Here is a 15,227-nt window from a genome sequence, read left to right as displayed (position 1 = left end):
AGCAACGGTTATTCCGTTGCTAAAGGTTCCTCAGGGATACACAGAACATAAGATGCACAAGCACCACCCGGGAATCCTTTACGCACCGCAATGTATCGCGGTATTAGTTATCACGGCGAAAACTAAACCCGGCCTCATTCAGGTTGCAGGGCAGCGGCAGACGGGGAATCCGCAGAACAGAACCACTCTGTTTTCCGGACGGACACGCAGCCGGTACACCGCAGCCGGGAAGACAACGGGGATGAAGCTCTAAGCTTAAGGGATCATAATGCAGAACGGCGCACTGAAGGACTGGCTGGATTCCAGCTTTCTGGCTGGAGAAAACCAGGCCTACATAGAAGATATCTATGAAGACTATCTGAACGATCCGTCCTCCGTCGATGGAAGTTGGCGGGAGATTTTCGACTCACTGCCGAAAGCGGACATCACAGAACAACCTCATTCACAGACGCGCGACTACTTCCGTCGTCTGGCCAAAGATTCGACCCGCTACCACACCTCCGTCAGCGATCCGGCGATGGATTCCAAGCAGGTCAAAGTCCTGCAGCTTATCAACGCATTCCGCTTCCGCGGTCATCAGAATGCCAACCTTGACCCGCTCGGCCTGTGGAAACAGGAACCGGTTCCGGATCTGGACCCGGCGTTCCACAATCTGACCAAAGCCGATTTTGATGAAACCTTTAACGTCGGTTCTTTTGCCATCGGCAGCGAAACCATGCGGCTGAGCGAGTTGTTTGATGCATTAAAACGCATTTACTGCGGCTCCATCGGCGCTGAGTATATGCATATCACCAATACCGAAGAGAAACGCTGGCTCCAGCAACGTCTGGAATCCGTTGACGTCAGTAAGCTGTTCAGTGCTGATGAAAAACGGCGTTTCCTGGCGGATCTGACCGCAGCCGAAGGGCTGGAGCGCTATCTCGGGGCGAAATTCCCGGGCGCAAAACGTTTCTCACTGGAAGGGGGCGATTCCCTCATTCCGATGCTGAAAGACCTGATCCGTCATGCCGGTAAGCAGGACACCCGCGAAGTGGTGCTGGGTATGGCACACCGCGGTCGTCTGAACGTTCTGGTTAACCTGTTCGGTAAAAAACCGGCGGATCTGTTTGATGAGTTTGCCGGTAAACACAAAGATCATCTGGGTACCGGTGATGTGAAATACCATCAGGGTTTCTCGTCTGACTTCGTGACAGAAGGGGCTCAGGTGCATCTGGCACTCGCCTTTAACCCGTCTCACCTTGAGATTGTCAGCCCGGTGGTCATCGGCTCTGTCCGCGCCCGCCGCGACCGTCTGCCGGAAAGTCTGAGCAAAATGGTTCTGCCGATCACCATTCACGGTGACTCAGCGGTAACCGGCCAGGGGATTGTTCAGGAAACCCTGAATATGTCACAGGCCCGGGGCTATGAAGTGGGCGGGACTGTCCGCATTGTTATCAATAACCAGATTGGTTTCACCACCTCCAACCCGAAAGATACCCGGTCAACGGAATACTGTACTGACATCATGAAGATGGTACAGGCACCGATTTTCCACGTGAATGCTGATGATCCGGAAGCTGTGGCATTCGTGACCCGCCTGGCACTGGATTTCCGTAATACCTTTAACCGCGATGTGATGATCGACCTGGTCTGCTACCGCCGTCACGGCCATAACGAGGCGGATGAGCCGAGTGCAACCCAGCCGATGATGTACCAGAAAATCAAACAGCACCCGACACCGCGTAAAATCTACGGCGATAAACTGATTGCCGAAGGTGTGGTCGCTGCCGGTGATGTGACTGAAATGGTCAATATGTACCGTGATGCGATGGATCGCGGTGACTGTGTGGTGGAAGAGTGGCGTGAAATCGGTAAAGCAGCGCTTACCTGGGAACCGTACCTGAATCACAACTGGAACGACAGCTACGCCAATAAAGTGGAACTGAAACGCCTCGGTGATCTGGCGCGCCGTATCAGTACCGTGCCGGAAGAAGTGCATATGCACCCGCGTGTCGAAAAAATCTATACCGACCGTGCGGAAATGGCGGAAGGTAATAAACTGCTCGACTGGGGTGCGGCGGAGAATCTGGCTTACGCAACACTGGTGGATGAAGGTGTTCCGGTGCGTCTGTCCGGTGAGGATGCGGGACGCGGTACGTTCTTCCATCGTCACGCGGTTATTCATAACCAGAGCAACGGCTCCTGCTATGTGCCGCTGATGAATGTCCATAACGCCCAGGGACGCTTCAATGTATGGGACTCCGTCCTGTCTGAGGAAGCGGTACTGGCCTTTGAATACGGCTATGCAACCACTGACCCGCGCGGCCTGACTATCTGGGAAGCCCAGTTTGGTGACTTCGCCAACGTGGCACAGGTGGTGATTGACCAGTTCATCAGCTCCGGCGAACAGAAGTGGGGCCGGATGTGCGGACTGGTGATGTTACTGCCGCACGGCTACGAAGGCCAGGGGCCGGAGCACTCCAGCGCCCGTCTGGAACGCTACCTTCAGCTTTGCGCGGAACAGAACATGCAGGTCTGTGTCCCGTCAACCCCGGCACAGGTTTACCATATGCTGCGCCGTCAGGCACTGCGCGGTATGCGCCGTCCGCTGATTGTCATGTCACCGAAATCACTGCTGCGTCACCCGCTGGCGGTCTCTTCTCTGGAAGAACTGGCCGAAGGTCACTTTGAAGCGGTTATCGGTGAAGCAGATGATCTGAATCCGGCAGATGTGAAGCGCGTTGTGCTGTGTTCCGGTAAGGTTTACTACGATTTACTGGAGCAGCGCCGCAAGAATAATCAGACGGATGTGGCGATTATCCGTATTGAACAGCTCTATCCGTTCCCGCATGAAGATATACATGCGATTCTCGCACCATTCAGCCATGTGAAAGATTTTGTCTGGTGCCAGGAAGAGCCGCTCAACCAGGGCGCGTGGTACTGCTGCCAGCACAATTTCCGTGATGCGGTTCCGGCAGGTGCGGCACTGCGTTATGCGGGCCGTCCGGCATCCGCCTCTCCGGCCGTGGGTTATACGTCTGTTCACCAGCAGCAACAACAAGAGCTGGTTAATGATGCACTGAACGTTGAATAAATTAAGGAAAAGCAATGAGTAGCATAGAAATTCTGGTTCCTGATCTCCCCGAGTCTGTTGCTGATGCCACCGTGGCAACCTGGCACAAAAAACCGGGTGACAGCGTCGAACGTGATGAAGTGCTGGTGGAAATTGAAACAGACAAAGTCGTGCTGGAAGTTCCTGCCAGTGATTCCGGTGTTCTGGAAGCGGTGCTGGAAGAAGAAGGGGCAACCGTCCTCTCTAAACAACTGCTCGGACGTATCCGTCTGGGCGACAGCACCGGTCTGCCTGCAGAAATAAAAGAAAAAGTACAGTCCACACCGGCACAGCGTCAGAACGCCGGTCTGGATGAAGAAACCAATGACGCGGTAAGCCCTGCTGTGCGCCGCCTGCTCGCAGAGCATGGCCTGAAAGCGGCAGATATTACCGGCAGTGGTGTCGGTGGTCGTCTGACCCGTGAAGATGTTGAGAAATATCTGTCTCAGCAGCCGAAAGCGCCTGCAAAAGCCGCCGCTGAGCCGGTTTCTCAGGCCGGTTTACCGCACCGCAGTGAAAAACGCGTGCCGATGACCCGTCTGCGCAAGCGTGTGGCAGAACGTCTGCTGGAAGCGAAAAACAACACCGCAATGCTGACCACCTTTAACGAGGTGAGCATGAAGCCGGTGATGGATATGCGTAAACAGTATGGCGAATCCTTTGAAAAACGCCACGGTGTGCGCCTCGGTTTCATGTCTTTCTATGTGAAAGCGGTGGTTGAGGCACTGAAACGTTATCCGGAAGTGAATGCTTCTATCGACGGTACTGATGTGGTGTATCACAACTATTTCGATATCAGTATTGCGGTCTCCACGCCGCGCGGTCTGGTGACCCCGGTCCTGCGTGATGCGGATGCGCTGAGCATGGCTGAAATCGAAAAACGCATTAAAGAGCTGGCTGTCAAAGGTCAGGAAGGCAAACTGACAGTGGAAGACCTGACCGGCGGTAACTTTACCATTACCAACGGCGGGGTATTCGGTTCGCTGATGTCCACACCGATCATTAACCCGCCGCAGAGTGCGATTTTGGGGATGCATGCTATCAAAGATCGTCCGATGGCGGTAAATGGTCAGGTGGTGATCCTGCCGATGATGTACCTGGCGCTCTCTTATGACCACCGTCTGATTGATGGCCGTGAATCTGTCGGATTCCTCGTGACCATTAAAGAGATGTTAGAAGATCCGGCACGTTTACTGCTCGACGTGTAATCAACCCTCATCCGGGCGGCATCGCGCTAAAACCGCCCGGCTGAACTCGCGACAGTGAATCTGTGTCCCTGCGCCGGAAAACCGGCGCTATCCAGGCAACAACAATAAGAGAGTCCGCTCTCATCAGACAAATTATGGATAGAACATCATGAATTTACACGAGTATCAGGCAAAACAACTCTTCACCCGGTATGGTTTACCTGCACCGGCAGGCTATGCCTGCTCCACACCCCGTGAAGCGGAAGAAGCTGCATCCAAAATCGGCAGCGGCCCGTGGGTCGTAAAATGCCAGGTTCATGCCGGGGGCCGCGGGAAAGCGGGCGGTGTGAAACTGGTTAAGAGCAAAGACGAAATTCGCGCGTTTGCCGAACAGTGGTTAGGCAAGCGTCTGGTAACCTATCAGACAGATGCACTGGGTCAGCCTGTGCATCAGGTGCTGGTGGAAGGCGCAACAGATATCGCCAAAGAGCTTTATCTGGGGGCCGTGGTGGATCGCGGTTCACGCCGTGTGGTCTTTATGGCCTCCACTGAAGGTGGTGTCGAAATTGAGAAAGTGGCACATGAAACACCGGAACTGATCCACAAAGCCGTGATTGACCCGCTGACCGGCCCGATGCCGTATCAGGGGCGCGAGCTGGCGTTTAAACTGGGCTTAACCGGTAAATTAGTCAGCCAGTTCACCAAAATCTTTATGGGACTGGCAACCATGTTCCTGGAGCGTGATCTGGCCATGGCGGAAATCAACCCGCTGGTGATCACCACTCAGGACGAGCTTATCTGCCTCGACGGCAAATTAGGCATTGACGGTAACGCACTGTACCGCCAGCCGGAACTGCGTGAAATGCATGATCCGTCACAGGAAGATGCCCGCGAAGCACAGGCTGCACAGTGGGAACTGAACTATGTGGCACTGGACGGCAATATCGGCTGTATGGTGAACGGTGCCGGTCTGGCAATGGGCACCATGGATATCGTCAAACTGCACGGCGGTGAGCCGGCAAACTTCCTGGATGTCGGCGGCGGCGCAACCAAAGAGCGTGTGACAGAAGCCTTTAAAATCATTCTGTCTGACGAAAACGTCAAAGCAGTCTTCGTCAATATCTTCGGCGGAATTGTCCGTTGTGACCTGATTGCGGACGGGATCATCGGCGCGGTTGAGGAAGTCGGTGTCAGTGTGCCGGTGGTTGTGCGCCTGGAAGGGAACAACGCGGAACTGGGTGCGGAAAAACTGGCGAAAAGTGGTCTGAATATTATTGCGGCAACCAGCCTGACGGATGCTGCGAAACGTGTTGTTGCAGCAGTGGGAGCGAAATAATGTCTATTTTAATCGATAAGAACACCAAAGTTATCTGTCAGGGATTCACAGGTAGCCAGGGGACTTTCCACTCTGAACAGGCAATTGCGTACGGCACTAAAATGGTCGGCGGTGTGACGCCGGGCAAAGGCGGTACAACACATTTAGGTTTACCGGTCTTTAACACCGTGCGTGACGCGGTGGAAGCCACCGGTGCGACCGCTTCTGTTATTTATGTTCCGGCACCGTTCTGCAAAGACTCGATTCTGGAAGCGATTGATGCAGGTATTAAGCTGATTATCACCATCACGGAAGGTATCCCGACTCTGGATATGCTGACCGTCAAGGTGAAGCTGGATGAAGCTGGTGTGCGGATGATCGGCCCGAACTGTCCGGGTGTTATCACTCCGGGTGAGTGCAAAATCGGGATTATGCCGGGACATATCCATCTGCCGGGCAAAGTGGGGATCGTTTCCCGTTCAGGTACGCTGACTTATGAAGCGGTGAAACAGACGACTGATGCCGGTCTGGGACAATCCACCTGTGTGGGGATCGGCGGTGACCCGATTCCGGGTTCTAACTTTATTGATATCCTGCGGATGTTCCAGAACGACCCGCAGACAGAAGCGATTGTTATGATCGGTGAAATCGGCGGCAGTGCGGAAGAAGAAGCGGCTGCCTTTATCAAAGACCATGTCACCAAACCTGTCGTGGCGTATATCGCGGGTGTGACTGCGCCGAAAGGCAAACGTATGGGTCATGCGGGGGCGATTATCGCAGGCGGGAAGGGGACAGCAGATGAGAAATTTGCCGCCCTTGAAGCCGCCGGTGTGAAGACGGTCCGCAGCCTGGCTGATATCGGTGATGCGGTAAAAGCGATTCTGAATAAATAATTCCTGCCATTATTATACAGCCGGAGCCGGTTTCATGGCGCTTCCGGCTGTTTTTTGATCTGAACACAATTCCGCCATTTCTGCCTGATTACGCGCTTTTACCCACTGCTTCCTGTTATTGCTGTTGTTTTAAGCAATTTTCTTAATTGTTCTGAAACGCCTGCTGTATCGTTTACACAGCAAAAAGTCTCAGGTATAAAAGGGCGTTTTTTATCATCTTGATTTATACTTAATTTTTGTGCCGAAAATGATTATTGTCGTGTGTTAATACAAACAGACAATAACAGTTTTAGTGATAATTTATTTATAATTGAATTATCCGGCTCATGAAATTAACCAGAATTGCTGATGAAAATAAAAGGTTAATAAAAAGCGCATATATTATTGGTATTTTTCTGTCAGGTTGTATTTGTGTGTACATTGCCGTAACAATAAAGTAACTCAATTACCATATATGCGATTTTAATTAACACGATGCGGAAAAATTGACGTAAATCAATCTATTGCACTGGCATTATTTCGGTGATTTGTTTAAATTGTGGCAGATCAAAATAGCCGAAAATGACTACGCTGTGCATTATTTGATATATCCTCAGAATTCCAATCTGAATCACGCAAAAGCGGTTTATTGTGTGCAAATATAAGCGTACTATTATTAGGGTGTCTATTTAGGTGTTTTTTTGTTACTAATTTGTTATTGCATTTAGAGGCATTTATTGCTGGTAGTTATGTTGCTTTCTTTCTTCAGGAAAGCTTGGGTTGCCGCATGTCGGTGTCTTCCTGCTAGGAGCAAGGAGTCAAGATGTTTGATATTGTCGAACTGTCGCGATTACAGTTTGCCTTAACAGCGATGTACCACTTCTTATTTGTACCGCTAACATTAGGGATGTCCTTCATGTTAGCGATCATGGAAACGGTATACGTCCTGTCCGGTAAACAAATCTATAAAGATATGACGAAGTTCTGGGGCAAGTTATTTGGTATTAACTTCGCTCTGGGTGTTGCTACCGGTCTGACCATGGAGTTCCAGTTCGGGACAAACTGGTCATACTACTCTCACTATGTCGGTGATATCTTCGGTGCGCCTCTGGCAATCGAAGGTCTGATGGCATTCTTCCTCGAATCCACCTTCGTGGGTCTGTTCTTCTTCGGCTGGGATCGTCTCAGCAAGAAACAGCACCTGATGGTGACCTGGTTCGTTGCGCTCGGTTCCAACTTCTCTGCGCTGTGGATCCTGGTGGCAAACGGCTGGATGCAGAACCCGATTGCTGCTGACTTCAACTTTGAAACCATGCGTATGGAGATGCTGAGCTTCTCCGAACTGGTTCTCAACCCGGTTGCACAGGTTAAATTTGTGCACACAGTGGCTGCCGGCTACTGTACCGGTGCGATCTTCGTACTGTCTATCAGTGCGCGGTATCTGATGAAGGGCCGTGATCTTGCATTTGCAAAACGCTCTTTTGCGATTGCAGCAAGCTTTGGTATCGCCGCTGTGTTATCCGTTATCGTGCTGGGTGATGAATCCGGTTATGAAATGGGTGACGTGCAGAAAACCAAACTCGCCGCGATTGAAGGTGAATGGCATACTCAGCCTGCGCCTGCATCATTTAACGTGATTGCGTTCCCTAATCAGGAAAAAATGGAAAACAGTTTTGCGATTGAGATTCCGTACCTGATGGGCCTTATCACCACCCGTTCAATTGATACTCCGGTTCTCGGCCTGCGTGACCTGATGGTGCAGCACGAAGCCCGTATCCGTAACGGTATGGTGGCGTATGATCTGTTACAGCAGCTGCGTGGCGGTAATACCGACCCGGCAGTCCGTGATGCCTTTAATCAGAGCAAAAAAGACCTTGGTTACGGCTTACTGCTGAAACGCTATACCGATAACGTCGGTCAGGCAACTGAAGAGCAGATTCAGGCAGCAACCAAAGACTCCATTCCGCGTGTCGCACCGCTGTTCTGGGCATTCCGCCTGATGGTGGCTGCCGGTGGTCTGATGCTGATCGTTCTGGGTCTGTCATTCCTGAGTGTACTGCGCAATCGTATCGGCAAGTCCAAATGGCTGCTGCGTGCTGCATTCCTCAGCCTGCCGTTACCGTGGATTGGTGTTGAAGCAGGCTGGTTCGTTGCTGAATATGGCCGTCAGCCATGGGCAGTCGGTGAAGTGTTACCGACAGCATATGCAACGTCACATCTGGCAGCCGGAGACATTCTGTTCTCTATGGCGCTGATTTGCGGCCTGTATACCTTATTCCTGATTGCTGAAATGTTCCTGATGTTCAAATTTGCACGTCTTGGTCCAAGCAGCTTAAAAACCGGCCGTTATCATTTCGAAACGTCCCCGGCACAAGACGCTAAGTAAACAGGAGCCCACTTATGTTTGATTATGAAATATTACGGTTTGTATGGTGGATCCTGATTGGCGTACTGCTGATTGGCTTCACTGTAACTGATGGCTTTGATATGGGCGTGGGTGTTCTGCTGCGAGTTATCGGCAGAAATGATACTGAACGCCGTATCATGATTAACGCGATTGCACCGCACTGGGACGGTAACCAGGTATGGCTTATCACCGCGGGTGGTGCACTGTTCGCAGCATGGCCGATGGTCTATGCTGCAGCATTCTCCGGTTTCTATATCGCAATGATTCTGGTCCTGGCGGCATTATTCTTCCGTCCGGTCGGTTTTGACTATCGTTCAAAACTGGAATCACCAAAATGGCGCGGTATGTGGGACTGGGGTATCTTTATCGGCAGTTTCGTACCGTCATTAGTGATCGGTGTGGCATTCGGTAACCTGTTACAGGGTGTACCGGTTGAAGTTAACTCCCAGCTGCAGGTGTCTTATGCAGGGAGCTTCTTCGGTCTGCTGAACCCGTACGGTCTGTTAGCCGGTTTAATCAGCCTGATGATGATCGTGGCGCACGGTGCAACTTACCTGCAGATGCGTACCACCGGTGATCTGCATGTGCGTGTGCGTAAAGCCACCACTATCACTGCTCTGCTGACATTTGTTCTGTTCGCGGCAGCCGGTGCATGGCTGATGTGGGGCGGTATCGATGGTTTCCGTGTTGTCTCTGACATCGACCATTTCGGTGCGTCTAACCCGGTCAATAAAGAAGTGGTACAGGAAGCAGGCGCATGGATGGCAAACTTCAATGCCTATCCAATCCTGTGGATCCTGCCTGCTATTGGTCTGGCATCACCTCTGCTGGTCGTGATGTTCACTGCAATGGATAAAGGCGCGTGGGCATTCCTGTTCACCTCGCTGACTATTGCCGGTGTGATCCTGACCTGTGGTACAGCAATGTTCCCGTTCATTATGCCTTCAAGCATCGACCCGAACGTTAGTCTGACCATGTGGGATGCAACTTCCAGCCTGTTTACTCTCCAGGTGATGACGGTTGTTGCGATTATCTTTGTACCACTTGTTCTCCTGTACACCATCTGGTGTTACGTGAAGATGGCAGGGCGTATTGATAAGTCCTTCATCGAAGAGAACAAACATACATTGTACTAAGGAGCAGACGAATATGTGGTATTTTGCATGGATCCTCGGAACGCTCCTGGCCTGTAGTATTGCTGTTATTGCAGCACTGGCTATTGAGCACCACGAAGATAAAGCCGCTTCAGGCGAGTAAGACGGATGCTGGATAAGTCTTACCAACTACTGGATAAGGGTCCTTTACGGGCCCTTGTCCTGATAATGGCGTTGGGGCTGGCATTGAGTGTGATCTGGGATCCGTCGCGTTTTGCGGCAAACACCAGTTCATTACAGATCTGGCAGGGACTGCTGATGATCTGGGCGGTATGCAGCGGCGCAATTTTCGGTCTGGCATTCCGGCCGAAGCGCGCAATCTGGAAGATTCTGTTCCATCCGCTTCCGGCGGTGGTGATTCTGGGTTACGGCCTTTATCATTTTTTCAGCTGATATAAACGTTTATGACTAAAAAGCCGTTCTGATGAACGGCTTTTTTTCTTTTCTGTTTCTGCCCTGGTTCACGGATAGTGCAGCAATGCGGCATTATCTGCAAAAAAGCGGGCAAAATAATCAATAAACACCCGGACCTTCTGCGGCAGATGCGCAGCGGGCGGAAATACCATATTGATGCTCTGATCCGGCACCGGCTGACGGGTGAATACCGGAACCAGTTTCTCCTCTGTCAGTTGTTCGCGGATATACCAGACCGGCAGCAGACTGTAACCCTGATGTGCCAGTGTCATGGTGCGGATCGCCTGAATCGAATTAGAGATAAACACCCGGTTGTCCGGCGCGGGCAGATGCTGACGCCAGCTGATACGGGCGGTCAGGTTGCTGTTGGCGATAAAGGGCAAAGCGGCGGGATCACTGCTCTCCGTCACCCGGTGCTGCCGGATAAACGCCGGCGTTGCCACATAACAAACCGGAAAATCAGCGAGTTTGCGGAACCGCAGGCCGCTGTCACTCAGCGTTCCCAGCCGGAACACCACATCCAGTTTCAGGGCAATCAAATCACTCAGACTGTGATCGACGCGGTAATCAGCTCTGATCAGCGGATAGCGCTCTGTGAAAGCAGGCAGTTGCGGCAGCAGAAATTGGCCGCCGAATTCTGCGGCGGCACTGAAACTCAGCGGTCCCTGTGGTTGCGCGGTCCCCGTTCTGACGGCATCCATCGCGCTGTCGAACTGTTGTAACAGCGGTTTGAATTGCTGATACAGTGCCTGGCCGGATTCTGTCAGCGTAAACTGCCGTGTGGTCCGGTGCAGCAGTGTGGTGCTGAGCTCGGATTCCAGGGCTTTGATATGCAGGCTGACCACCGATTTGCTCAGATTCAGGCGTGCAGCGGCCCGGGTAAAGGAACCGGTATCCACAACATAAATAAAGGTATTGATCTTCTCAACAGATGTAAGCATAAGATTGTTTCGTTTTTTCAAACAGTATTGTCTATTTTGATGCATAGACGGCTGCGGTCAACTGCTTTTACACTGCTGGCCGGAGGAAACCATGACTTATCGTTACCGTATCGCCCTGATTTTTTTACTGGGCTTTTTTATTGATTGTATCAATATCTTTATGTCGGCCATCACACTGCCTGCTATTGCAGAGGCAATGCAGGTGTCATCCCTGTCGGTGACCTGGGTGGCAAACAGCTATATTCTCGGACTGACACTGATTATCCCGCTCAGTCCCCGGCTGGCGGCCCGTTTCGGGATCCGCGAACTGATGACAGCCTCAATGCTGCTGTTTGCCGCAGCTGCAGTGCTGGCAGGCAGTGCAGAATCCTTTGCTTCGCTGATTTTCTGGCGTTTTTTACAGGGCGTGGCAGGCGGATTACTGATCCCGGCCGGGCAGTCACTGACTTTTCAGTATTTTCAGGGGCGTGAGCGAAGCAAGATATCCACCATTATTATGATGATCGCGCTGATTGCACCTGCGCTTTCCCCGATGGCAGGGGGAATCATTGTTGACCTGGCAGGATGGCGGCCTGTCTTTTATGTCAATGCCCCGGTGGCTCTCTTTACGGCACTGCTGGCCTGGTGCTGGATCCGTGAACCGAAAACGACTGCCGGAGAAGCAGCTGATCTCAAAGGGTTGCTTCTGGTCAGCCTGACGCTGGCATCCCTGCTGATTGCCCTCTCATTGTACGGGGAATACCACAATATCACCGGCGCACTGGCGCTCGGCGGACTGATGTTGTTCAGTGCAGGGCTTTATTACCGCCATTACCGGCAGACTCCGCAGGCGATTATTGATTTATCGCTGCTGAAAAATACCCGGTTGTGGCTCTCGGTTGCAGTGTATTACGCGGTACCGGGCGTATTCACCGGGGCGAACATCCTCGCTATCTTTTATCTGACCACGGTCCTCGGCCTGAGTACTGCCGTCACCGGTGCGTTTATGCTGCTGTATGCGGCGGGTGCCATGGTGGCCATGCTGATCAGCGGCACAGTCTATAACCGGACCGGTGCCGGGCGCCTGTTTATTATCAGTCTGCTGCTGCACAGCGGCGGTATCGCACTGTTTGCCCTGACAGACAGCCACACACCGTTATATTTCATCGGCCTGATTTATTTGCTGACCGGCACCGGCGGCGGCATCGCCGCAAACTGTGCACAAACCACCGCACTGTATGATTTTCACGGAACACAGCTGAACAAAGCCAGTGTGATCTGGAATATTAACCGCCAGGTGGTGTTCAGTATTGGTGCTGCCGTCATGATGACGCTGTATCAGACCCTGAATGCCATTGTTCCGGGACAGGCATTTGCCCTGACATTTCTGGGAGGCGCACTGGCCGGGCTTATCCCGCTGATTTTCCTGGCCCGCCCGCAGTTCCGTACTTCATTAAAATCCGCAGAGGAGATTATCCGTGAGTAATACCATATTTCAGCAGGCGTGTGACGAAATCCATCATGTCCATGACCTGATTTTTAAAACATTTACTGTCCCCGGAGCAGAAGGGCAGGCCGCACTGTCTGAGTTGCTGACCCATTTTACCCCTGAGTTTTCCATGACCGGTATCAGCGGGGCAGTGATTGATCTCGCGGCGGTGACGGCGATGTTTACCCGTATACAGGGTCAGAGACAGGGAGCACCGATTGAAACGGCGGAGTATCAGTGTGTCAGCCTGACAGAAAACACCATATCCGTGCGCTATCAGGAGACACAGCATTTTGCCGGAAGCACCACAGCACGGCGCTCGCTGGTTATTCTCCGCCGGGAGGATAACGGGAAGTGGCGGTGGCATTATTTACATGAAACACCGCTGTCTGCCTGAAATGCCGCCGGCGGTGTTTTCAGCCGGTAAATGCGGACGGAAATCCTGTTTTTATAAGATAAAAATAAGGTGATTTAATTTATGTAATTACAATAAGTTAGATTGCGTGGTAAATAAATCGGTAGCACAAAAATCCGGATAATTCCGGATTTTTGCGTATTCGTGGGGGAAAATGTCTTTTAATAAGTGTTTAATGATAGCTTTCAGAGCAAAAAATAACGCCCCTAAGGTGTTGTAATACGTAATAAAATATTTTTTCATCTCAACCCTTCCGGGGGCTTGCGTGTTGGATAAAGGCGAGTATGATTAGCGCGCGGACAAACGGGCTTTTCTTATCTTTACGAACTAAGCATTTTCAATACGTTTGCTCTTCACGTATAGTTTGCAAAGCATGTTGTCTGATAAAGGTAAGTTGCGGGATATTCAATGTTCAGTTGGCCAATACGGGTTTATTACGAAGATACCGATGCTGGTGGTGTGGTATACCACGGGCAGTATCTTGCATTTTTCGAGCGCGCCAGAACCGAAATGTTACGGGAACGGGGCTTTCATCAGCAGCGTCTGCTGGAAGAGCAGCTCGGCTTTGTGGTCCGCAAATTAACTATCGATTACCACCATCCGGCAAGGTTAGACGATCTGTTAGAGGTACGCAGTGAGATCACCGACATCCGTCGTGCGTCTCTGACATTTACGCAGACACTTATGCATAAAAACGGAACTCTTTTATGTCGCGCAGAGGTACTGGTCGCCTGCGTGAATATTTCTTTAATGAAGCCGGTAGCGCTTCCTGAGTCTATTGTCGCGGAGTTTAAGCAGTGACTGACATGAATATCTGGGATTTATTCCTGAAAGCAAGTTACCTCGTGCAATTTATCATGCTGGTATTGCTGGGCTTTTCTGTTGCCTCGTGGGCCATTATTATTCAGCGCACCAAAGTCCTGAATGCGGCCACCCGTGAAGCAGAAGCGTTTGAAGACAAATTCTGGTCAGGAATCGAACTGTCCCGTCTGTATAAAGAAAGCCAGGCCCGCCGTGATGAACTGAGCGGTACTGAGCAGATCTTCTACTCCGGCTTTAAAGAATTTGCCCGCCTGCATCAGGCGAATGTGCACTCTCCGCAGGCGGTGGAAACCGGTGCGGCGCGTGCAATGCGCATCTCCATGAACCGTGAGATGGAAAATCTGGAAAACCACATCCCGTTCCTTGGTACTGTCGGTTCTATCAGCCCGTATATCGGTCTGTTCGGTACAGTATGGGGGATCATGCACGCCTTTATCGCACTGGGTGCGGTAAAACAGGCAACATTACAGATGGTGGCACCGGGTATTGCGGAAGCACTGATTGCAACAGCAATCGGTCTGTTTGCGGCAATTCCTGCGGTTATGGCATACAACCGTCTTAATCAGCGCGTGAATAAATTAGAACAGAATTACGACAACTTCAGCGAAGAATTTCTGGCGATTTTACACCGTCAGGCCTTTGCTACTGCTGATAAGAAATAAGGCAGGAGATTATCATGGCACGTCATCGCGGACGCCGGCGGGAGCTGAAATCCGAAATTAACATTGTTCCTTTACTGGACGTGTTACTCGTGTTGCTGCTGATCTTCATGGCAACAGCGCCGATCATCAGTCAGAGTGTGGAAGTGGATCTGCCGGATGCCTCCGATTCACAATCCGTTTCCACCAATGATAATCCGCCGGTGATTCTGGAAGTCTCCGGTGTCGGCCGCTACACCCTGGTCGTGAAGCAGGATCGTCTGGAACTGTTACCGGAAGAGCAGATCATTGCTGCGGCAAAACAGTATCTGGCTGAAGATCCGAAGACTATTTTCCTGGTCGGCGGTGCCAAAGATGTGCCTTACGAAGAGATTATTAATGGCCTGAATATTCTGAAACAGGCCGGAGTGAAATCTGTGGGCCTGATGACGAAGCCGATGTAAGGTTTGTTATGCAGATGTTTTCACTCAGAAGGTTAGGGA

Annotated in this window: 14 protein-coding genes; 13 read left to right on the top strand and 1 reads right to left on the bottom strand. The window is 51.6% G+C overall.

What is annotated here, in order from left to right:
* Positions 1 to 268 precede the first annotated feature (268 nt).
* The 8 genes from sucA (at position 269) to ybgE (ending at position 10,419) form a co-directional block, all read left to right on the top strand.
* Positions 269 to 3,073, top strand: a complete 2,805-nt coding sequence (gene sucA / locus X965_RS03770; RefSeq protein WP_004235645.1) for a 2-oxoglutarate dehydrogenase E1 component — start codon at positions 269 to 271, stop codon at positions 3,071 to 3,073.
* A gap of 14 nt (positions 3,074 to 3,087) precedes the next feature.
* Positions 3,088 to 4,299, top strand: a complete 1,212-nt coding sequence (odhB, locus tag X965_RS03765; protein ID WP_004241611.1) for a 2-oxoglutarate dehydrogenase complex dihydrolipoyllysine-residue succinyltransferase — start codon at positions 3,088 to 3,090, stop codon at positions 4,297 to 4,299.
* Between the two features lie 148 nt (positions 4,300 to 4,447).
* Positions 4,448 to 5,614, top strand: coding sequence for an ADP-forming succinate--CoA ligase subunit beta (gene sucC / locus X965_RS03760; RefSeq protein WP_004235648.1), 1,167 nt, complete (start codon positions 4,448 to 4,450; stop codon positions 5,612 to 5,614).
* Entirely contained in the window at positions 5,614 to 6,486 is an 873-nt protein-coding gene (gene sucD, locus X965_RS03755) for a succinate--CoA ligase subunit alpha (protein ID WP_004235649.1), read from the top strand. The genes sucC and sucD overlap by 1 nt, the downstream gene beginning before the upstream one ends.
* An 802-nt stretch (positions 6,487 to 7,288) precedes the next feature.
* On the top strand, positions 7,289 to 8,851 hold the full coding sequence (gene cydA, locus X965_RS03750) for a cytochrome ubiquinol oxidase subunit I (RefSeq protein WP_036417101.1): 1,563 nt from the start codon (positions 7,289 to 7,291) through the stop codon (positions 8,849 to 8,851).
* 14 nt (positions 8,852 to 8,865) lie between these two features.
* Positions 8,866 to 10,008: a cytochrome d ubiquinol oxidase subunit II gene (gene cydB, locus X965_RS03745; protein WP_004235651.1), complete on the top strand. Its 1,143-nt coding sequence runs from the start codon at positions 8,866 to 8,868 to the stop codon at positions 10,006 to 10,008.
* 13 nt (positions 10,009 to 10,021) lie between these two features.
* Positions 10,022 to 10,129, top strand: coding sequence for a cytochrome bd-I oxidase subunit CydX (gene cydX, locus X965_RS03740; protein ID WP_004235652.1), 108 nt, complete (start codon positions 10,022 to 10,024; stop codon positions 10,127 to 10,129).
* A gap of 5 nt (positions 10,130 to 10,134) precedes the next feature.
* Positions 10,135 to 10,419: a cyd operon protein YbgE gene (ybgE, locus tag X965_RS03735; protein WP_015422547.1), complete on the top strand. Its 285-nt coding sequence runs from the start codon at positions 10,135 to 10,137 to the stop codon at positions 10,417 to 10,419.
* Between the two features lie 68 nt (positions 10,420 to 10,487).
* Here ybgE and X965_RS03730 read toward each other — a convergent pair whose 3' ends face one another.
* Positions 10,488 to 11,381 carry a LysR family transcriptional regulator gene (locus X965_RS03730; RefSeq protein ID WP_036417099.1) on the bottom strand — a complete coding sequence of 298 codons (894 nt, stop codon included), beginning with the start codon at positions 11,379 to 11,381 and terminating at the stop codon, positions 10,488 to 10,490.
* A gap of 91 nt (positions 11,382 to 11,472) precedes the next feature.
* On the opposite strand from X965_RS03730, the gene X965_RS03725 reads away from it, so the two are divergent.
* From X965_RS03725 to tolR, 5 genes are all read left to right on the top strand, one after another.
* Entirely contained in the window at positions 11,473 to 12,846 is a 1,374-nt protein-coding gene (locus tag X965_RS03725) for an MFS transporter (protein WP_036417097.1), read from the top strand.
* A complete protein-coding gene (locus X965_RS03720; protein WP_051997307.1) occupies positions 12,839 to 13,246 on the top strand; it encodes a hypothetical protein in 408 nt (135 codons plus the stop codon). Before X965_RS03725 ends, X965_RS03720 begins: the two co-directional genes overlap by 8 nt.
* Positions 13,247 to 13,672: 426 nt before the next feature.
* A complete protein-coding gene (gene ybgC / locus X965_RS03715) occupies positions 13,673 to 14,065 on the top strand; it encodes a tol-pal system-associated acyl-CoA thioesterase (RefSeq protein WP_004241619.1) in 393 nt (130 codons plus the stop codon).
* A complete protein-coding gene (gene tolQ, locus X965_RS03710; protein ID WP_004241620.1) occupies positions 14,062 to 14,748 on the top strand; it encodes a Tol-Pal system protein TolQ in 687 nt (228 codons plus the stop codon). Before ybgC ends, tolQ begins: the two co-directional genes overlap by 4 nt.
* A 14-nt stretch (positions 14,749 to 14,762) precedes the next feature.
* Positions 14,763 to 15,188 carry a colicin uptake protein TolR gene (gene tolR / locus X965_RS03705; RefSeq protein WP_004235659.1) on the top strand — a complete coding sequence of 142 codons (426 nt, stop codon included), beginning with the start codon at positions 14,763 to 14,765 and terminating at the stop codon, positions 15,186 to 15,188.
* Positions 15,189 to 15,227 lie beyond the last annotated feature (39 nt).

It is taken from the genome of Morganella sp. EGD-HP17, from assembly GCF_000512315.2.
Lineage (GTDB): Bacteria > Pseudomonadota > Gammaproteobacteria > Enterobacterales > Enterobacteriaceae > Morganella > Morganella morganii.
The sequence above is the reverse complement of the archived record's forward strand: the minus strand, read 5'-3'. Positions and strand labels throughout refer to the sequence as shown.

Excerpts from the sequence above, each read along its gene's own strand:
- X965_RS03730 (WP_036417099.1), bottom strand. The coding sequence starts at position 11,381 with ATGCTTACATCTGTTGAGAAGATCAATACCTTTATTTATGTTGTGGAT.
- odhB (WP_004241611.1), top strand. The coding sequence starts at position 3,088 with ATGAGTAGCATAGAAATTCTGGTTCCTGATCTCCCCGAGTCTGTTGCT.
- cydA (WP_036417101.1), top strand. The coding sequence starts at position 7,289 with ATGTTTGATATTGTCGAACTGTCGCGATTACAGTTTGCCTTAACAGCG.
- cydB (WP_004235651.1), top strand. The coding sequence starts at position 8,866 with ATGTTTGATTATGAAATATTACGGTTTGTATGGTGGATCCTGATTGGC.
- cydX (WP_004235652.1), top strand. The coding sequence starts at position 10,022 with ATGTGGTATTTTGCATGGATCCTCGGAACGCTCCTGGCCTGTAGTATT.
- ybgC (WP_004241619.1), top strand. The coding sequence starts at position 13,673 with ATGTTCAGTTGGCCAATACGGGTTTATTACGAAGATACCGATGCTGGT.
- sucA (WP_004235645.1), top strand. The coding sequence starts at position 269 with ATGCAGAACGGCGCACTGAAGGACTGGCTGGATTCCAGCTTTCTGGCT.
- sucD (WP_004235649.1), top strand. The coding sequence starts at position 5,614 with ATGTCTATTTTAATCGATAAGAACACCAAAGTTATCTGTCAGGGATTC.
- ybgE (WP_015422547.1), top strand. The coding sequence starts at position 10,135 with ATGCTGGATAAGTCTTACCAACTACTGGATAAGGGTCCTTTACGGGCC.
- tolR (WP_004235659.1), top strand. The coding sequence starts at position 14,763 with ATGGCACGTCATCGCGGACGCCGGCGGGAGCTGAAATCCGAAATTAAC.
- sucC (WP_004235648.1), top strand. The coding sequence starts at position 4,448 with ATGAATTTACACGAGTATCAGGCAAAACAACTCTTCACCCGGTATGGT.
- X965_RS03725 (WP_036417097.1), top strand. The coding sequence starts at position 11,473 with ATGACTTATCGTTACCGTATCGCCCTGATTTTTTTACTGGGCTTTTTT.